Genomic DNA, 18,016 nt, shown 5'->3' with positions numbered 1-18,016 from the left:
TAAAAATAAACACAAATGTTGATAAAAAATGATAATTATTCCTATCAATTTTATGGACTCAACCTATCTATTAATCGACTGCTTCCAGGGTTAGCTACTGTTAACAGTTCTGCACCGATAGATGTTGCTATTCACCTAGTAGGTGAACAACAAAGTCAACTACCGTTACTCGACCAAGCTTTTTGGAATGTGCCGCTTGAATGGTATCAACAAACAGGCTTCCATTTGTGGACAACGCACCGAGATGACGGTATTTACTGGAGGATAAGGTCTTTTGATGGGGTTGATTGCTTGGAATTCATCTTGAATCCTGATGGTAGTCAAGTTTGGGGTTTTTGGTCTAGAGATGCACTATTTACAGATGCTGTATCTTTGCTGCTGGGTTGTGTACTCGGTCATCTGTTACGGCTGCGGGGAGTGACTTGTCTTCATGCCAGTGTGGTTGCGGTTGATGGTAGCGCGATCGCCATTTTAGGACAATCAGGCGCAGGTAAATCAACCACAGCAGCAGCGTTGGCTAGCCGTGGATTCTCCGTATTGGCAGATGATATTGCCGCACTTGTTCCTGATGAAAAAAGGTTTTGGGTACAGTCTGCTTATCCTCGTCTACGCCTGTGGCCTAATTCTGTAAATGCCATTCACGGCTCAATAGAAGATTTATCACTGGTATCAACTAGTCTAGATAAACGCTTTATAGATTTGCAAATAAAAGATAGAGAACATTGGCAGTTTCAATCGGGAGCTTTGCCATTAATTGCTGTGTACATATTAGGAGAACGTGACCAAAACCTCACAGCACCTATCATTAACTCTCTTTCTCTACCTGAAGCCATGAAGCATCTAATGTTCAATTCCTATGGGCGTGCTTTCCTCACTCCTCAACAGTGTAGACAGGAGTTTCAAGAATTAGGTCAATTGGCAAAGACTGTTCCTGTGCGGGAGTTATTACTTCCTGATAATTTGGGAAATTTGGGGCAAATTTATGATGTTATTTTAGAAAACTTGCGCTTGATTCATACTTTGGTTTAGCAACACCAGTAATTTGGATATCTGCCTATATTTATTAATAAGCAAATTTTTAAATATGCAAGTTTTTAAGCCAGCTGTCAGCGTTATTATTCCTACTTACCAGCGTGGCCATCTTGTCAGTCAGGCAATTAACAGCGTTTTGGCACAAACCTACAAAGACTACGAAATTATTGTCATTAACGATGGTTCTCAGGATAATACTCAGCAAGTTTTGGCTCAATTTAGCGATCGCGATCGCATTACCGCTATTCATCAAGCCAATCAAGGATTATCTGCGGCTCGCAATGCTGGAATTCGCTCTGCTAGAGGGAAGTATATTGCCTTTTTAGATGATGACGATCTCTGGGAACCTCAGAAGTTAGAAAAACAGATTTCCGTCTTGGAAGCCAATCCACGCATTGGTTTGATCTATTCAGATTCACTCTTTTTTTCTGATAAAGGGGGTTTATTTCCGGGTTCGTACAATACAGCATTTCCTACCCCTAATCTTCAGGTATTATGGACTCTTTTTAGATACAACTACATTCCAGTCCTAACGGTTGTTGTGCGTCGAGATTGTTTAGATAAAGTGGGTTTGTTTGATGAAACTCTAAGATCTTGTGAAGATTACGATTTATGGCTGCGCCTGATTGAAAAATTTCAGATTTATTTTTTAAATCAACCCTTAGCACGTTATCGGCAATCGCCAAATAATCTTTCTCAAGATAAAGAGCAGATGTTCACTAGCCACCTGCGTGTTAAGGAAAAAGTCATCGATCGCAATCCAGAATTCCTAAAAATCCCTGTTAATTTTCTCGATCCTTACTTTTATAATATCTACCTCCAACTTGCCAATTTGCATATTCAAAATCATCAAATAGAGCAAGCGCGTAGAGTTTTGCATCGCTATCGAGAAATACGGGGTGAAACCGCTAGGTATGAGAAGTTGCGATTATCTATATCTACTGAGCAAATTTAAGATCATGCATTTTATTGTCACTGGCGGAGCCGGATTTATTGGCTCTCATCTTACAGAACAATTGTTATCAGAAGGTCATCGTGTCACTGTAGTTGATAATTTGACCACTGGACGCTTAGAGAACTTACCCAAACATCCTCGTCTGACGTTTCTCCAAAAAGATATTTTGATATGTCAACCAGAAGATTTTACACTTAAAGTTGATGGAATCGCACATTTAGCAGCTATTTCATCGGTGACAGAATCTTTGTATCGTCCCCTAGAGGCTCATCACAATAATCTTTCGGCAACCCTGGCTGTGATTCAACTTTGCCAAGCTTTAACTATTCCTAAGTTAGTGTTTGCTAGTTCCGCATCTGTATACGGCAATCTTACGCAATTACCGATTTCAGAAGAACAAAAAACTTCTCCTCTGTCACCCTACGGCTTACAAAAACTGGTGAGCGAACAATACGCTAGTATGTTTGCTAAACAACTAGGTTTTTCATTTGTTGGCTTACGAATTTTTAACGTATTTGGCCCTAGACAAGTTCCTAATTCCAGCTACTCTGGCGTAATTTCCCGTTTTGCTGATACTATGCAACGTGGCTTACCAATTACTATTTATGGCGATGGAAATCAAACCAGAGACTTTATTTATGTTAAAGATGTAGTAAAGGCTTTTACTCAAGCATTAAAAGCGAATATTACTCCTGGCTCATCTTTAATTTGCAACTTAGGAACTGGAAAATCTACTTCTTTAGTACAGTTGATTAATATCCTCAAAAATAATTTCCCACAATGGCAACCAGAGATTAATTTTGCTTCTCCACGTTTGGGAGATATTCAGCATTCACAAGCTGATATTTCTAGGATATCTTCATGTTTAAATTTTCATCCTCAATGTTCAATAGAATCATCTCTTAATTTAATTACATCATCTTTGAGTAGCAATGGCAATTATTCAACAGAAAAATTACCTCTGCTTGCTTAATTTTTAATATTTTTTTGAATATAAAATATAAAATATTTGAATTGAAAATGAAGCATTTATCTAAATTTTTGGCGCTAAATTATCAAAAAAAACTACTTTTATTTAGCACTTTTATTCTCTTGATATTAGTCAGAATGGGTTTGTTGTTGCTATCATTTAAAAGATTGCAGCAACTTCTATCAAACATCAGTAATCCCAAACCTCAACGCCAAGACAAATACCAAATCTCTATTGATAAAATCGTCTGGGCTGTGGAAGTTAGCAGTCATTATATGCCTGGTGGTGTCAAGTGTTTAGCGCGTGCCTTGACTTGCCAGGTGTTCATGAGTCGCCACGGTTATACATCTAATCTCTGCATTGGTGTTGCCAAAGATATAGAAGGAGAGTTAAAGGCTCATGCGTGGCTAGAAAATCAGGGAAAGGTTGTAATTGGTAATGTTCCAGACCTTTCTCATTTTAGCCAAATCACATCTTTTACAAAAGAGTGTATTTAAAACATGAAAGCAGGTAAAACCTTAAGATATAAAATCCAGCAAAGCTTACGCATTCTGCCTGCCTTACGCTTAGTTTGGAATAGTAGTCCTCGTTTGACTATTGCTTTCGTTGCACTTTTATGGATTCAAGGTTTATTACCTGTAGTTTCTCTTTACCTTACCAAACTCATCGTAGATACAGTCGCCGCCAGTGTTAATGTTGCTGACAAAGGAGCAGCCTTTAGTCGAGTATTACTTTTGCTTGGCTTCTTTGTTGCTATCACCCTAGTAACTACTTTGTGTTCTTCCCTGACGGAAATAGTGTATGCCGCCCAATCTGGGCGACTCACCGATTATATGCAAAACGTCCTCCATGCTAAATCAATAGAAGTAGACCTAGAGTATTATGAAAACTCTGAATATTATGATGCCTTGCAGCGAGCGCAAAAAGAAGCTCCTTCTCGACCGGGGCAAATATTACATCGTTTGGGATGGCTAGGTTTGAGTAGTATCTCTTTGATAGCAATGCTGGGGTTGCTACTGTCATTGCATTGGGCAATAGGAGTTATCTTATTTGTTGCCGCGATTCCGGCTTTGGTAGTGCGGGTGAGATACTCCGGCATCATGTATCATTGGCAGCGCCGAAAGACAGCCCAAGAACGCCAAGCAGGGTACTTGAGTCGGATACTGACTACAGAACAACACGCTAAAGAAATTCGCTTGTTTGATTTGGGTTCTTTCTTTAGTGAGTGGTATTTACGCTTGCGTCGGCAACTATACCAAGAAAACATAGCCATGATTAAAAGACAATCTGTGGCTAATCTTGGCGCTCAAGCAACGGCGACAACTTTAGTTTTTGCTGCCTATGGTTTCATTATTTATCAAACTATGCAAGGCACTATCCGTTTTGGTGATTTAGTCCTCTATTACCAGGCATTACAACGGGGACAAAACGACCTGAAAAGTCTCTTGGGTGGTCTGTCTGGTTTATATGAAGACAATCTATTTCTTGCTAACTTATATGAATTTCTAGATTTGAAACCAAAGGTTGTAGAACCGTTACATCCAAAACCATTTCCCATACCAATGCAAAATGGCATTGTGTTTAATCATGTTAGCTTTCAATATGCAACTACAAAACGTCAGGCACTTCAGAATATTAATCTGACTATTCGCCCAGGAGAAGTGGTGGCGTTGGTAGGAGAAAACGGCTCAGGTAAGACTACTTTAATTAAGCTTTTGTGTCGCTTATACGATCCCACTTTTGGTAGCATTACCATTGATGGCATAGATTTACGCCAATTTGAAATTGCTGCTCTCCGCCGTCAAATTAGCGTGATTTTTCAAGACTATACAAAATATCATCTGACTGCTAAAGAAAACATTTGGATAGCAAATATAAACCTGCCATTCACCAACGACAAAATCATCGCTGCTGCCCGTCATTCTGGTGCTGATGATGTCATCAGTAAACTACCTCAAGGTTACGACACCATACTAGGTAAATTGTTTGAACAAGGGGAAGAATTGAGCATCGGTCAGTGGCAAAAAATCGCTTTAGCCAGAGCATTTTTGCGAGATTCACAGTTAATTGTGTTGGACGAACCAACTAGTGCTTTAGACCCTAAAGCCGAAGAAGAGGTGTTTCATAATTTCCGCCAACTGATTAAAAATCAAGCTGCTATCCTCATCAGCCATCGCTTATCAACCGTCAGAATGGCTGACTGTATCTACGTGATGGCAAACGGTTCAATTATTGAAAGCGGCACCCATGAAGAACTGATAAATCTGGGTAATAGCTATGCAAACTTGTTTGAAACCCAAGCCCAACACTATAAGTAATTTATGATTACCTTAAACAAGCCTATTACTCAATTGCCAACAAAGGTTCAACGTCCAGAAATTGAGCTACTTCTGTGTTGTACCCGGACTCACATAGACCCCGAAACAGCAGAGCGAATTAATACCATACTCCAGCAAGATATAGACTGGACATATCTCATGGAAATAGCAGCATATCATGGGACGATACCACTCCTGTACCAGAGTCTCAAAACTACTGGGAAAGAAGCTATTCCCAAAACAGTTTTAACTCAGCTTCAGAATCATTATCACACTAATGCTAGCCGCAACTTATTTTTGAGCCAAGAATTGCTTAACATCCTTAAGCTTTTTGCAGCTCACAAAATTCGGGCAATTCCTTTTAAAGGCCTTGTTTTAGCTATTTCTATTTATGGCAATTTAGCCATGAGACAATTTAGCGACCTAGATATTCTGGTGAGACAACAGGATATAGTCAAAGCTCAAGAATTATTGATTGCTCATAAATATCAACTAGAAGCTGACCACTATGGTTGGCAACAAACTTTTGTCCATAGCCAGAAACCAGAAATAGTGGTGGATCTTCACTGTGAATTGACTCCCTTATCTTACTTCCCTTTTAAACTTCCTGATTTTGAAACTTTGTGGCAACGAAGCAGGTCTTTAACACTCCAAGGTGAATCTATCATCGACTTGTCTTCTAATGATTTGTTGATCATTCTCGCTGTACAAGTTGCCAGAGGAGTTAATGAAGGGAGAGAATCTTTGGCTCAGATTTGCGATTTAGCTGAATTATTGCGTATTCAAAAACCATTAGATTGGGAACAATTATTGCAGCAAGTAAACAGTCTAGAACTTGAAAGACCATTCTTTATTAGTCTGTTGATAGTTAACACTCTCCTGAATACCCCTTTACCAGATCAAATAAAGCAGGCTATTCAACAACAGATCCAAATCGATCCAACAATGTTAATTTATGCTGTGCGGATGCAGAAACAGCTTTTCACGGAAGTTAAAACTCCACTGTTTATTAAACTTTTTTTTCACCACTTGATGATCGAAGGGCCACTTAGCAGAATGCCAGTTCGTGTTTATCTAGTGTGGCAATTTTTGAGTTTTACAACCAGGTTGGTAATCACTAATGTTAATCAAGAAGACCGAGAAGTTTTCCCATTGCCATCTGGTCTTTCTTTCCTATACTACTTAATCCGACCAATCCGATTGGTAAGCAGATACATAACTAATAGTACATATAGGTAAACTACCAGGGCAAACGCGTCTAAATATTGAAATACGAGAACCATAGAAGCGATCGCTCATACCGCTGTATAAAAAAACATCGATCCCTTCCTAAAGTGCTTGTAAACCATCGTTCGAGATTACATATAATTCTCTCTTGGTATAAAAATATATGTAAATTCCTATTATATCAATAAAATAAATAATTTGAGATACATCTAATGATAGATATAGTTTATCGAAGAATAGTTTAGATTTGTAACAAGTTACACAGAACTAGGTAAAACACATGGCCAACATAATTGAGACTGCCACTAACAATGGTTCTTTCAACACACTAGTTGCAGCAATCCAAGCGGCTGGTCTGGTAGATACGCTTAATAGCGACGGGCCATTTACTGTCTTTGCACCCACCGATGAAGCGTTTAATCAACTTCCAGCAGGTACAGTAGACGCATTACTTCAAGACATTCCCAAACTCAAGAAAATCTTGACCTATCATGTTGTTTCAGGGAAAGTGCTGGCTGCTGATGTGGCTAAATTGAAGACAGCTAAAACAGTTGAAGGTTCAGATGTGAAAATTGACGCTTCTAATGGCGTTAAGATCAATGATGCGACAGTTGCAGCCGCAGATGTAGCTGCTGATAACGGTGTCATCCACGTTATTGACAAAGTTTTGATTCCTGCATAAGCAAAACGTCAAAATAGTAGATGCTATTTGTGGGACGGCGACCAATACGGTTCGGATAAGCACTATGAACTTTCCTTGTGGTCTGGGAAAAGGTTAAAGGGTAATGGGTAAAGGATGTATTTAAAACCTTTCCCCTTTAACCGAACCGTATTGGGACGGCGACTATTTACTACTTCCTTCTCTATAACTGTTTGAAGGTTTTTTAGTCAATATCAGCTATAAATAAATCCATCTAGATACTGTCTAGATGGATTTATTGTTTAATCGAGTGCAATTAAATTTTCAATTTTGCCAAACCCAAATAACGGATACCTTCGGGGGAAATATCAAAACGGCAAGGTAACACTTCTAAACCAAGAGCGATCGCTTGCCGCAATAATTTACCATATACTGGGTCAGTGCGATCGCCTGGGGAAAACTCAGTACAATCACCACGATTAATAAAATAAAGCATCACCGCACGAGTTAAAGGTAACAGCGCCATTAATTCTCGCAAGTGCTTTTGTCCTCTGGTAGTTTCCGTATCTGGAAATAAAGCTAATCTCCCATCGCAGAAAGTTGTATTTTTAACTTCTAAATAAATTGGGCGTTCCTCAAGACTTCCTGTTAAGAAAAAATCCACCCGACTTTTGTTATCTAGCCCATAAACCACCTCAGTTTTGATGAGGTTATAATCACCCAATTCTGGAAAAAGATACTTCACCAAAGCTAACTTTACCACCCGATTAGGCAAAATAGTATTCACACCCACCCAAGTCGGCTCATTGTCATTTACCTGAATTAGTTCTAAAGTGTAAGCCAATTTGCGGTTTGGATTATCAGTTTTAGAAAGCTGTACCGCGCTTAGGGGAGTCGATACCCCAGTCATCGGCCCTGTATTTGGACAATGTGCTGTCACTATCTCGCCAGAAGCAAGTTGAACGTCCGCAAAAAACCGCTTGTAGCGTTTTAGCAGAATACCCGGATATAAAGGCGGGTAACGGTAAAGCCAATCAATCATGAGCGAACCTTGGACAATTTTGGATTTTAGATTTTAGATTATTTCAGTTCATTACAACTGTTGGCCAATCAGACATTATACCCCACACTCCACAATTTTTCCCTATTCAAACAGATGTAGAGACGTTGCAATGCAACATCTCTACAGCCAATGATGGAATTTGGCTAACTTTGTATATCACAGAATGTCAATTTTTGTAGTCAAATTTACGACAGTTTAATAAAAAGTAGCATATACTAGGTGTCATAACCCTCCCAGTAAAGAAAAATCCGGGAGAAATTCAACGTGCAAGGAGGTAAATCCTATGCAAAAAGTATGGACATCAACGGAATTAGAATATGCTTTTCTGTTTACTTTAAGAAAAGTAAATTCAATTAATGTAGAAGGTTTCAAGCCATTTTTTAGGAATCTGCCTATCGATCCTTATATTAAAGGCAATTATCGTTCGAGAAGATTATCTCGGTTCATAGTTGCTGAGGATAAATTAATCAAATTACCTCATGGCTTTCTCTTCCAAAGTAAGGACTATAATCCATTATTGGGCGACATCAAAAGAGAGTTTGCAGAATTAGAAGATGCACTTATTGAACTTGATATTTTTAGAAATCTTGTCTTAGCATTTCACGATTCTTGCAAACTTCATCCAGAAGCAGAAATTGGAGTTCATCAAATCAGAACTATTTGTTCGCCAGATAATTTAGGGAATCCTGCACCTGAAGGCATCCATCAAGATGGTACTGATTTTATTGGTATTTTCTCAGTGGATAGAGATAATATTCAAGGTGGAGAAACACATTTGTACGCTGCCAAAAAAGAAAAGCCTGTATTTAGCAAAATTCTAAATCCCGGAGAACTTTTATTGGTCAACGATCATGACTTTTTCCACTTCACAACTCCCATCAAACCAGAGGTTGCGGTTCAAGGGAGCAGGGATGTCTTTGTGCTAACTTCACCTAGCTTATTAACCGAATAATTTTAATATCAAATAATTTAGCTGCGTAGGTGAGACTGTAAAAATTTTCCTAGTTGGGAAATACAAAAAACCTAGTTAATTTGTGAAAACTCGCAGTGTTTAAATCCCCGACTTTTTCAAGAAGTTGGGGATATCATTTTTTAGCAGTAGACGCCTATTAATTCCAGTTCTGTTAACTTAGTGTAAATAGAACCGATCGGAGTATTTGTCATGAAACTGCCAGAAAGTCCACAAACTCCAAAAATTATACAGCTGCTTCAGTGGATTTTTAACCCTTTGAAACTGATGGAAACATCTGCAAAGGCGTATGGGGAATGTTTTTCGCTAAACCTAACTGCTAATAACCCGCTTGTGTTGTTTAGTAATCCCCAAGCAATTCAACAGATTTTTACGGCTCCACTTGAGCAGTTGGACGCTAAAGGTTCAGCGCAACTTTTAGGATCTTTGTTGGGTGAAAACTCATTAATATTGCTATCTGGTGCATCTCACCAACGCCAGCGGCGATTATTGACCCCACCTTTTCATGGCGATCGCATGAAAGCCTACGGTCAAATTATTGCTAATATCACTCATGAAGTCATCAGTAGATGGAAAATTGGCGAACCTTTTTCTATCCGTGACTCCATGCAAGAAATCTCCCTGAGAGTCATACTCCAAGCTGTATTTGGTCTGCATCAAGGAGAACGTTTAACAAAATTGCAGGGACTGTTGCGTTCTGTCCTAGAGTTATCTGGTTCCCCCTTGCGTGCTTCCATAACATTTTTTCCCATACTGCAAGTAGATTGGGGTAACTGGAGTCCTTGGGGGATATTTTTGCGTCAAATGCAGCAAATTGACGAACTCCTCTATAGTGAGATTCAAGAACGCAGAGATAGTCCCGATGCTTCTCGTAGCGATATCCTCTCGTTGATGATGTCGGCGCGTGATGTCAATGGCGAACCCATGACTGATGTTGAGTTGCGCGATGAGTTAATGACTTTGTTAGTCGCTGGTCACGAAACCACCGCTTCAGCTTTAACCTGGGCAATTTATTGGATTCACCATTTGCCAGAAGTACGAGAAAAGCTGCTAACTGAGTTAGATAATGTCAATGAGAATGCCGATTGGAATGATTTTTCTCGCTTACCTTATCTAACAGCGGTATGCCAAGAGACACTCCGCATTTACCCAATTGTTATGCTTACTATCCCTCGCATAGTTAAGAAACCGATAGAAATTATGGGCTATGAATTGCAACCGGGGACATTATTAACAGGTTCTATATATCTAATGCATCACCGCGAAGATTTATATCCAGAACCAAACCAGTTTAAGCCAGAACGATTTTTACAACGCCAGTATTCACAGTATGAATATTTACCCTTTGGTGGCGGCAATCGTACCTGTATAGGTATGGCATTTGCAATGTTTGAAATGAAATTGGTATTAGCAACAGTGCTATCACAAATGAATTTAGCATTAGTTGACAATTATCAAGTTAAACCTACCCGTCGTGGCATAACTTTAGGCCCTTCTGGCGGTAAGTGGTTAATCGCAACCGGTCAGCGGCAAAAGGTGAAAACTCCTGTGGGCGTGTAATACGAATTCGTAATTCGTAATTCGTAATTCGTAATGGGCTACGCCCCGCTACGCTAACGTAATTAAGAAATTGGGATTTTATTTGGAAGCGATCGCACAAGATAATTCTAGAAGGTGCGATCGCTTTTTTAATATTTAAGCATTTGCCCCCAAAATAGAAGAATCATAGTGCTGTAGCAAATCTTCTGGGTCATCATAAATTGCCAGCGCTTGAGATAGTTGTTCATCGCTAAAGCCACCGCAGCGCACAGCAATCACACCTACCCCTGCTTTGCCAGCAGACTCAATATCGTAGGGGGAATCTCCTAGCATCACTACTTTATCGGGTGTCATTTGCCCTTTCTTCAAAGCAGCTTGTACTATGTCAGGAGCAGGTTTAGATGCTTCGGCATCATCGGATGTGGTGACTTCCGATAGCAAATCATCTACTTGGGCAATTTTGAGCATGATGTCGAGTTCTTCAGAACTGGCTGAACTACCAACAACCAAACGCAATCCTGATTTTTGCATCTTTAATATTAAGTTTCTGCTACCATTGGCAGCAGTAATTTGTGGTATATATTTGTCAAATAATAGTTCTTTGCGTAGTTTAGCGATCGCTTTACCAGTTCCTTCTTCACCATTTAATTTTGGCACTACTTTGGGAATAAGTTGGTCTCCACCCATGCCCATGAGTGGTCTGACTTTTTCAAATGGCACATCCAAGTCATAAGCTGCAAATGCCTCTACCCAGGAATTTGCATGAACATCATTACTTATAACCAGCGTGCCATCAATATCTAAAATTACTCCATCTAATGCCATGAAAAACCTCGCCTGACGTTTTATTTCATAGCTGATGATGGCATGGTAAATAATTTACTTCATCGTCCCAACAGAAGAGAAGGAGGTTAGAGAAGAAATGGCGATCGCTTATAATTATTTGCAATTGCGCTTGCATTCGAGACCCTTGGGCGATGGTACAGTGCCGGAGCCGGACGCTAAGAAAGCTTGTAGAATTTGTTAGTTAATAGGATAGGCATCATTTACCGAATCCCTATTGGCAAGAGGTCAAGATGGTACAAACACCCGCTAGTCCAGAAACCGAAACCCTATTGATTGAGTTGCCTAAGTCCATTGGGCTGTATGTTACCCAAGAACAGTTTGCTGCTTTAGCCGCAGCCAACCGAGAGTTGAGGCTGGAAAGAACCGCACAAGGAGAATTAATAGTGAACCCTCCAACAAGCTGGGAAACTGGGAGACGTAATTGGAGTATTTCTGGCGAATTGTATTTGTGGTGGCGTAATGCGGGTGAACCTGGTGAAGCCTTTGACTCTTCTACAGGCTTCATTTTACCCAATGGTGCGACTCGCTCCCCCGATGCCTCTTGGGTGAGTGGAGAACGATGGCAGGCGCTTACTTCGGCACAAAAAGGAACGTTTGCTAATATCTGCCCCGATTTTGTAGTTGAGTTACGCTCTAGTTCAGATACCCTCAAGTCCCTGCAAGATAAATTGAAGGAGTATATCGACAATGGCGCTAAACTTGGTTGGTTAATCGATCCGCAGCAGCGACGGGTGGAAATTTATCGACTGGCTAAGGATGTGGAAGTGTTGGATAATCCAGCTGAGTTGTCGGGTGAAGCGGTGTTGCCGGGTTTTGTCTTGAATTTGCGACGGGTGTGGGATTGAAAGCATCTTGTTCGTTACGGGTTAGAGAAGAGATGGCATTGCCTGAGATAATCTGAGTAAGGGCGTAAATGCAGAGCAGGCGATCGCCAAAATTAAAAACATTACAATGTTGGTCATCTTCCGGTTTGCTCACAACCAGAGTCTTGGCAGGGTTGCAAGCTTGAAAAAACCTGACTAAATCTAGTTTCATCACAAATCACCCGAAATCAGCTTGGCATTCTTCCCCATCTCAGTGATTATATAGACGGCAAAGCCGCTATTTCGGATAATTTACCTCAGAATTTCCAATATGTTTGGTTAAGATACCAGACGCGATAAATCGCCGTCTCTACAAGAATGATTCTTTTGTAGAGACGGCGATTTATTGCGTCTTTTTAATTAATCCAAAATCCCAAATCTAAAATCAAAAATTGGTATTAATCATATTCTCTAAAGCAGTTTGCAAATCTTTAGTTAATTGGCTTGTAGCTTGCCTAGACGCGTGGCGTAGTTTACCGCCGTAGGCATCGCCCTGACATTTTTCCCAACGTTCGGTAACTGAAATTGGCTCTCCCACAGTAATTTTTGCCCGTCGCAAACCTAACCGAGGTCGCCCTGGAAGTGTGGTATCTTTAATCCGAGAAAGCATATCAAAAATTAGCAAAGTTGTTTCCGCAAATTTCTCTGCTGTGGGTTTTTCTTTAATATAATTTGCGGTGACTGCAACAAAACTTTCTACTATCCGCATGTGCCGCATTCGCAAATCTGCTTCTTGGGCAATCCAGTCTGCTAAACCACGTTTAAACGGTGGTAAATTATCAATATCTGGCAAATCTTCGCGGTAAATATAATTCCAACCAGCTTCTTCTAAACGGCGACAACGGTCAATGAAATTTCCCTGCGCCTGAACTCCAAAATATTGCTCGGCAACTGCTAAAGATTTATCTAGTAAGCGATGGAGTCTGTCAATTAATACTTGATTTGGACTTGCAGATTCATCATTTGAGACAGTTTTAGGAATATCTTGATGATAGAAACGACGGTAAAATTCCTCCATTTCTGTAATTAGATATTCACCAAGACGAAAGATGCGTTGATAGTAAATTTCTTCACCATTGCCTTGAGTAATTTCCATCACAGGCAAGCCACTATCAGCTTCCAATTTACTCAATAGCCAATCCAATTTTGACCAAGGTGGCTTGTCATAGGAGTATTGAATGGCGATCGGCAAAATAAAAACTGTCTCAGAACGGTTGGCTTTTTGCAAATCTTCTACACACCAGAACCCCATTTGAGAAACACCGGGTTCCAGCGGACTAACAATGCCACTATGACCATTAGTACCGCCTTCTGGAGCAACTGCGATCGGCAGTTCGCCATTAGCAAACAACTCCCGTGCTGTTTGAATAGCTTGGCGATCTAGTCGCCTACCGCGACGAACCGGTACACCCCCCAGCCGTGAAAATAACCAACCTAGCCAGTCTCCAGCCCAAACCGTCATACCCCGGTCATAAAGAAAATAGCTGTGAACAGGATATTGCAACTTGATATTTTTCTGACGCGCAACCTGTGGCACAATCCGAGAAAGCAAGTACAGCATACACAGCGGATCTTCTACCTCAGGGTGGCGAAATGCCAACAAAAAGCGAATTTTTCCAGCTTGGAATTGTTGATAAAGTTCAGCCAATACCTCAACATTCTCAGCTTCAATTCCGACAATCCCAGCTGGTAACCAAGGCCGAGTCCGGAACCGTAGCACCATTGGTAGTAACCACCGAACAATCTGGACTACCGATGGGTTAAACCTTTGGAGAATAAATTTCAGTGGTGGTTGAGTAGATTGAATCGATCTAGGCAAGTCGCTTTCTTTGATTGTATTTTTAGGGATTGTACAATATCTAAGCTAACAGCGATTCTATAGAAATCTATCTCTGTTATAAAAATTACTATTTAAAACGTCTTCTTTGGCGATCGCACCTGAAGAATATCGCTCAGCACTAGCAGCAAGTTCTCGCTAATTTTTGGTGGTTCGATTCGCTTAAGCAGATTTTGTAAAATTTGAGGCTGAGGCTTGAAGTGCAATAACGCCAAATCTTACTTAAGGAGAATGAATTGACGAACAGTTATGTCTGAAGCTAGAGATGGCAGATGTGGAAATTTTAGGTGTCAATTAGGCTACTAACAACCTGATTGTGGCAACGAGAAAGTTTACCGAGGAAATAAAACCCTAAATCAAATCGAGTCAAAAGCACATTTGCTGGCGATAGGCTTTCTTGATTTGTAAATAACTGTTTTCAATTATTTACAGAAAGAGTGTTAAAATTCAGAACCATTTTGTTAGGTAAGTATACAATATTAAACTTGGAGGAAAATTATGAGCGCTACAGTCAATTTATCAAAATTACAAAACAATTTGAATGAAGTTAATTACCCAATCAGCAGAGAAGAATTGCTGAGATATGCAGAAGAAAAAGGTGTTGATGAGGTTATTTTACGAGCTTTAAAGCAATTACCCTCAAAACAGTATCAAACCTTAACTGATGTCAGTCAAGCTATCGGAGGCAGCGAATAACTGTTAGTAAATAACTAATTCTTATTGTGTAGTATCGAGCGTACCAGTACAGAGTAACTGATTGCTTGCCAATATTTATCGGATAAATACTCTTCACCTCTGGTGCGATTTGGGAAAAGGGTAAAGGGCGAATTTAAATCCTTTGCCTTTTCCCCTTTAACTGACAAGTATTGGATGAAAAAAACTCAATACACTTAATCTTCTTGAATTCTGTTGCCCCTCTTTACGAGAGGCTGCGCCCGAAGCGTAGCTATGCCGCAGGCTTTACGGATTGGTGCAGTTGCTTCTCCTATCAAAGACGCTACGCGAACAAGTCGGGAAAGCGCAAGAGCGCACTGCTTCACCTGTTGCTTTTTGCAAGAGTGCCTATCTACGCAAATAATTTCAGTAATCAAATCGGATTCCTATATGATGCTTCAGAAATTGGCAATGGTAGCACAGCGTTATGAGGGAAAGCCCAGAAACGACCTTCAAATATAAATAAATCCGTCCATCCATATTGGTTACACCAATTGGTAGAAGTTGCTAAAACATCACTATCAATTTGCTGTTTGAGGCGTTCTAAACCGTACTTGATTTTAATCTGTGCCAGGAAGGGAACGCAGACTAGATCGCCACCACAAGCTCGAATTTTTAGAGATTGTTGCCATCGCTGGCCTGCTTGGAAACAAGCATTTTGGTAAGTGGTTTGTTCTTGTTCTTTAATAGTTTTAATTTCAATTAACTCTGTTAGAGAAACAGAGCGAGACAAAAGTCGGCAGCTTGGTGGGTCGCTATCTTGTTCTAACCAGCGTTGAATAATATCAATGAGGATTTCATGTACTTCATCTCTCATAAATTTTATCTTTTTTGGTTCTGATAGCCATAGGCTAAACCTGTAAATTAGATGGAGCAAACATTTTTAAGGTTATTGATTCATCCAAAAAGGAATAGCTCCTTGTTTGCGCTTAAGTTTATAAATTCTCACAGGATAATCATCATTACTCCATCCTGGCTCGATTTCAGAAGCTTCAATGAGATCGCGCAAAGCCTTGTCAAGAACACTATAACTACACTCAAGGGCGTCTTTAAGTTCTCCGGCAGTTTTTCCCCCGGAATGCAGCTGTTCAACGATAATTTGGTTGATATAATTCATAACTTCTCCAGATGTAAAATGAGTATTGATAAATACTAAAATTTCATAAAACAGTAACCTCGCAGAAGTTGTAATCAATCAAAGACTAATAAGATAGCTTTGATCCCAAGATACTCCCTTGAACTCGTGGCTCTGGTTCTACTAAAGGAGGTATTCTGTATTTTCTGTGGAAAATTTTCGCCTACATATCTTATGTAAAGGGGCAAGTTTTGTCACAGCCAGGTTGCGTTTGTTAGCTGATGCCGAACTCAAGTTAACCACAAAGGAGTTAAGTTTGTGGCAAAGGCAGTCATGTCTGCATTATTGCTAAGAGTACAATATTTAGCATAGTGCAACCTTTAGAGTTTGGGGTAACAATGGAGGTTAGCGGACTCGAACCGCTGACATCCTGCTTGCAAAGCAGGCGCTCTACCAACTGAGCTAAACCCCCGTAAAATTAAAATAGCGGGTAATTTTGTTTGCCGTTGTTATTGTAACTTATATTGTTCAATTACTAAAGGGATGAAGCCAGAAAATATCCAAGTCGTCGCAACACTATATAAATTCGTCAAGTTGCCAGATTTTGCCGAAAAGCGAGAACCTTTGCTGTCCTGCTGTCAAGGGCAAGGTATTAAGGGAACAATTTTGCTGGCAGAAGAAGGAATTAACGGTACAATAGCAGGTTCGCGTCAGGCGATCGATTCTGTTCTCTGGTTTTTGCGTTCTGACCCTCGTCTAGCTGACCTAGAACACAAAGAATCTTATACCCAAACTCCACCTTTTGAGCGGATGAAGGTGCGGTTAAAGCAAGAAATTGTCACTTTAGGATTGCCAGAAATTGACCCAAACGAACAAGTTGGTACTTATGTCACTCCCCAGGAATGGAATGATTTAATTTCCGACCCAGAAGTAACTGTGATTGATACCCGCAATGATTATGAGGTGAATATCGGTACTTTCCAACGAGCAGAAAATCCGCAAACTGTCTCATTCCGGGAATTCCCCGATTATGTGCGCCAACACCTCGACCCAACAAAACACAAAAAAGTTGCTCTGTTTTGTACGGGTGGCATTCGCTGTGAAAAAGCCTCATCCTTTATGCTTACCCAAGGCTTTGCAGAAGTCTATCATCTCAAAGGCGGCATTCTCAAATATTTAGAGGAAATTCCAGCCCAAGAAAGTTTATGGGAAGGAGAATGTTTTGTCTTTGATGAACGCGTAGCCGTCAGTCATGGGTTGGAGGAAGGAAGTTATGAATTATGCCTATCTTGTGGGCGTCCCATTTCTGAGGAAGATAAATTATCTTCCAAATATGAGCAAGGTATCTCCTGTGCTTATTGTTTTGATAGCCTAACTGATGAAAAAAGAGCGCGTCAGCAGGAAAAATGGCGACATTACCAAAGCCAACTTGCTAAGAAAAATAAGGAATAGATTGGGCATGGGGCATTGGGCACTTGTACTGAGCGCAGCCGTTGGCGCAGCCTCTCGTAGAGAAGTATGGGGCATTTGTCATTGATTATTCTCCACGTCCCCGTGTCTTTGCCTCCCCGCCTCCACGCGTCCCCTTCAAGCCACCAGGTATTCTCAGCTTGGCATAATCGCCGCCGAGTTGAACCTTTGAAGGTGGCTGGTGTAGGATTGCACAGCATCTTTGAACTGCGGCTTGGTACTCTCGCCATTGCTTACGAATTGCAATACTTCCAGCATCATCACCTAAGTCTGAAAATTTTAGCCCTGCCCGAATCAGCCAAACTTCAACATCTGTTGTTTCACCCACTATTTCGGGAATGGGATTAATGTTGTCCATGAGTAATCTCTTATACAAGCATATAAAATCTCTAATTTCACTCTAAGAGAAAGTCTCAATAATAGCCAATACGATTTTTTTTCAAAGTTATAAATAAAAATGATTAATAAAAAGATTGAGATCTGAGTGTAGATACTCA

General features: G+C 40.3%; 18 protein-coding genes and 1 tRNA gene. 12 read left to right on the top strand and 7 right to left on the bottom strand.

Annotation, left to right across the window (positions count from 1 at the left end):
- Positions 1–15 precede the first annotated feature (15 nt).
- The 7 genes from H6H03_RS18445 (at position 16) to H6H03_RS18415 (ending at position 7,184) form a co-directional block, all read left to right on the top strand.
- Positions 16–1,029, top strand: a complete 1,014-nt coding sequence (locus H6H03_RS18445; protein WP_190956552.1) for an HPr kinase/phosphorylase — start codon at positions 16–18, stop codon at positions 1,027–1,029.
- Between the two features lie 55 nt (positions 1,030–1,084).
- Positions 1,085–1,987 carry a glycosyltransferase gene (locus H6H03_RS18440; RefSeq protein ID WP_190956551.1) on the top strand — a complete coding sequence of 301 codons (903 nt, stop codon included), beginning with the start codon at positions 1,085–1,087 and terminating at the stop codon, positions 1,985–1,987.
- Between the two features lie 4 nt (positions 1,988–1,991).
- The gene (locus tag H6H03_RS18435) at positions 1,992–2,960 is read left to right on the top strand and encodes an NAD-dependent epimerase/dehydratase family protein (RefSeq protein WP_190956550.1); all 969 of its coding nucleotides are present in this window, start codon (positions 1,992–1,994) and stop codon (positions 2,958–2,960) included.
- A 47-nt stretch (positions 2,961–3,007) separates the two neighbouring features.
- Positions 3,008–3,454: a lasso peptide biosynthesis B2 protein gene (locus H6H03_RS18430; RefSeq protein WP_190956549.1), complete on the top strand. Its 447-nt coding sequence runs from the start codon at positions 3,008–3,010 to the stop codon at positions 3,452–3,454.
- 3 nt (positions 3,455–3,457) lie between these two features.
- Positions 3,458–5,275 carry an ABC transporter ATP-binding protein gene (locus H6H03_RS18425; protein WP_190956548.1) on the top strand — a complete coding sequence of 606 codons (1,818 nt, stop codon included), beginning with the start codon at positions 3,458–3,460 and terminating at the stop codon, positions 5,273–5,275.
- A gap of 3 nt (positions 5,276–5,278) precedes the next feature.
- The gene (locus H6H03_RS18420) at positions 5,279–6,514 is read left to right on the top strand and encodes a nucleotidyltransferase domain-containing protein (protein ID WP_190956547.1); all 1,236 of its coding nucleotides are present in this window, start codon (positions 5,279–5,281) and stop codon (positions 6,512–6,514) included.
- Between the two features lie 268 nt (positions 6,515–6,782).
- On the top strand, positions 6,783–7,184 hold the full coding sequence (locus H6H03_RS18415; protein WP_190956546.1) for a fasciclin domain-containing protein: 402 nt from the start codon (positions 6,783–6,785) through the stop codon (positions 7,182–7,184).
- A 274-nt stretch (positions 7,185–7,458) separates the two neighbouring features.
- Here the strand turns inward: H6H03_RS18415 and sfsA are convergent, their stop codons facing one another.
- Positions 7,459–8,184 carry a DNA/RNA nuclease SfsA gene (gene sfsA / locus H6H03_RS18410; protein WP_190956545.1) on the bottom strand — a complete coding sequence of 242 codons (726 nt, stop codon included), beginning with the start codon at positions 8,182–8,184 and terminating at the stop codon, positions 7,459–7,461.
- A 304-nt stretch (positions 8,185–8,488) separates the two neighbouring features.
- Here sfsA and H6H03_RS18405 point away from each other — a divergent pair, with 304 nt between their 5' ends.
- Together H6H03_RS18405 and H6H03_RS18400 are read left to right on the top strand one after the other, a co-directional pair.
- Positions 8,489–9,157 (top strand): 2OG-Fe dioxygenase family protein, encoded by a 669-nt coding sequence (locus H6H03_RS18405; protein WP_190956544.1) that lies wholly within the window; start codon positions 8,489–8,491, stop codon positions 9,155–9,157.
- 210 nt (positions 9,158–9,367) lie between these two features.
- Positions 9,368–10,735 carry a cytochrome P450 gene (locus tag H6H03_RS18400; RefSeq protein WP_190956543.1) on the top strand — a complete coding sequence of 456 codons (1,368 nt, stop codon included), beginning with the start codon at positions 9,368–9,370 and terminating at the stop codon, positions 10,733–10,735.
- Between the two features lie 135 nt (positions 10,736–10,870).
- Here the strand turns inward: H6H03_RS18400 and H6H03_RS18395 are convergent, their stop codons facing one another.
- Positions 10,871–11,539: an HAD family hydrolase gene (locus tag H6H03_RS18395; RefSeq protein ID WP_190956542.1), complete on the bottom strand. Its 669-nt coding sequence runs from the start codon at positions 11,537–11,539 to the stop codon at positions 10,871–10,873.
- 251 nt (positions 11,540–11,790) lie between these two features.
- Between H6H03_RS18395 and H6H03_RS18390 the strand changes: the two genes are divergently transcribed.
- On the top strand, positions 11,791–12,405 hold the full coding sequence (locus H6H03_RS18390) for a Uma2 family endonuclease (protein WP_190956541.1): 615 nt from the start codon (positions 11,791–11,793) through the stop codon (positions 12,403–12,405).
- 403 nt (positions 12,406–12,808) lie between these two features.
- On the opposite strand, the gene H6H03_RS18385 is transcribed toward H6H03_RS18390, so the two are convergent.
- The gene (locus tag H6H03_RS18385) at positions 12,809–14,242 is read right to left on the bottom strand and encodes a lysophospholipid acyltransferase family protein (RefSeq protein ID WP_190956540.1); all 1,434 of its coding nucleotides are present in this window, start codon (positions 14,240–14,242) and stop codon (positions 12,809–12,811) included.
- Between the two features lie 516 nt (positions 14,243–14,758).
- On the opposite strand from H6H03_RS18385, the gene H6H03_RS18380 reads away from it, so the two are divergent.
- Positions 14,759–14,956 carry a DUF2795 domain-containing protein gene (locus H6H03_RS18380; RefSeq protein WP_190956539.1) on the top strand — a complete coding sequence of 66 codons (198 nt, stop codon included), beginning with the start codon at positions 14,759–14,761 and terminating at the stop codon, positions 14,954–14,956.
- Positions 14,957–15,347: 391 nt separating this feature from the next.
- On the opposite strand, the gene H6H03_RS18375 is transcribed toward H6H03_RS18380, so the two are convergent.
- The 3 genes from H6H03_RS18375 to H6H03_RS18365 form a co-directional block, all read right to left on the bottom strand.
- Positions 15,348–15,791, bottom strand: coding sequence for a hypothetical protein (locus H6H03_RS18375; RefSeq protein ID WP_190956538.1), 444 nt, complete (start codon positions 15,789–15,791; stop codon positions 15,348–15,350).
- Positions 15,792–15,863: 72 nt separating this feature from the next.
- Entirely contained in the window at positions 15,864–16,091 is a 228-nt protein-coding gene (locus tag H6H03_RS18370) for a hypothetical protein (protein ID WP_190956537.1), read from the bottom strand.
- A 357-nt stretch (positions 16,092–16,448) separates the two neighbouring features.
- Positions 16,449–16,521, bottom strand: a tRNA-Ala gene (locus H6H03_RS18365).
- Between the two features lie 71 nt (positions 16,522–16,592).
- Between H6H03_RS18365 and trhO the strand changes: the two genes are divergently transcribed.
- Positions 16,593–17,501, top strand: a complete 909-nt coding sequence (gene trhO / locus H6H03_RS18360) for an oxygen-dependent tRNA uridine(34) hydroxylase TrhO (protein ID WP_190956536.1) — start codon at positions 16,593–16,595, stop codon at positions 17,499–17,501.
- 85 nt (positions 17,502–17,586) lie between these two features.
- On the opposite strand, the gene H6H03_RS18355 is transcribed toward trhO, so the two are convergent.
- Positions 17,587–17,877: a hypothetical protein gene (locus H6H03_RS18355; protein WP_190956535.1), complete on the bottom strand. Its 291-nt coding sequence runs from the start codon at positions 17,875–17,877 to the stop codon at positions 17,587–17,589.
- Positions 17,878–18,016: the final 139 nt, after the last annotated feature.

The sequence above is a fragment of the Nostoc paludosum FACHB-159 genome, assembly GCF_014698835.1.
Classification (GTDB): domain Bacteria; phylum Cyanobacteriota; class Cyanobacteriia; order Cyanobacteriales; family Nostocaceae; genus Nostoc; species Nostoc paludosum.
The sequence above is the reverse complement of the archived record's forward strand: the minus strand, read 5'-3'. Positions and strand labels throughout refer to the sequence as shown.

Coding starts and splice junctions, on each gene's coding strand:
- H6H03_RS18420 (WP_190956547.1), top strand. CDS start 5,279: ATGATTACCTTAAACAAGCCTATTACTCAATTGCCAACAAAGGTTCAA.
- H6H03_RS18375 (WP_190956538.1), bottom strand. CDS start 15,791: ATGAGAGATGAAGTACATGAAATCCTCATTGATATTATTCAACGCTGG.
- H6H03_RS18430 (WP_190956549.1), top strand. CDS start 3,008: ATGAAGCATTTATCTAAATTTTTGGCGCTAAATTATCAAAAAAAACTA.
- H6H03_RS18395 (WP_190956542.1), bottom strand. CDS start 11,539: ATGGCATTAGATGGAGTAATTTTAGATATTGATGGCACGCTGGTTATA.
- H6H03_RS18440 (WP_190956551.1), top strand. CDS start 1,085: ATGCAAGTTTTTAAGCCAGCTGTCAGCGTTATTATTCCTACTTACCAG.
- H6H03_RS18380 (WP_190956539.1), top strand. CDS start 14,759: ATGAGCGCTACAGTCAATTTATCAAAATTACAAAACAATTTGAATGAA.
- H6H03_RS18425 (WP_190956548.1), top strand. CDS start 3,458: ATGAAAGCAGGTAAAACCTTAAGATATAAAATCCAGCAAAGCTTACGC.
- H6H03_RS18405 (WP_190956544.1), top strand. CDS start 8,489: ATGCAAAAAGTATGGACATCAACGGAATTAGAATATGCTTTTCTGTTT.
- H6H03_RS18445 (WP_190956552.1), top strand. CDS start 16: ATGTTGATAAAAAATGATAATTATTCCTATCAATTTTATGGACTCAAC.
- H6H03_RS18355 (WP_190956535.1), bottom strand. CDS start 17,877: ATGGACAACATTAATCCCATTCCCGAAATAGTGGGTGAAACAACAGAT.
- trhO (WP_190956536.1), top strand. CDS start 16,593: ATGAAGCCAGAAAATATCCAAGTCGTCGCAACACTATATAAATTCGTC.
- H6H03_RS18370 (WP_190956537.1), bottom strand. CDS start 16,091: ATGAATTATATCAACCAAATTATCGTTGAACAGCTGCATTCCGGGGGA.
- sfsA (WP_190956545.1), bottom strand. CDS start 8,184: ATGATTGATTGGCTTTACCGTTACCCGCCTTTATATCCGGGTATTCTG.
- H6H03_RS18435 (WP_190956550.1), top strand. CDS start 1,992: ATGCATTTTATTGTCACTGGCGGAGCCGGATTTATTGGCTCTCATCTT.
- H6H03_RS18415 (WP_190956546.1), top strand. CDS start 6,783: ATGGCCAACATAATTGAGACTGCCACTAACAATGGTTCTTTCAACACA.
- H6H03_RS18400 (WP_190956543.1), top strand. CDS start 9,368: ATGAAACTGCCAGAAAGTCCACAAACTCCAAAAATTATACAGCTGCTT.
- H6H03_RS18390 (WP_190956541.1), top strand. CDS start 11,791: ATGGTACAAACACCCGCTAGTCCAGAAACCGAAACCCTATTGATTGAG.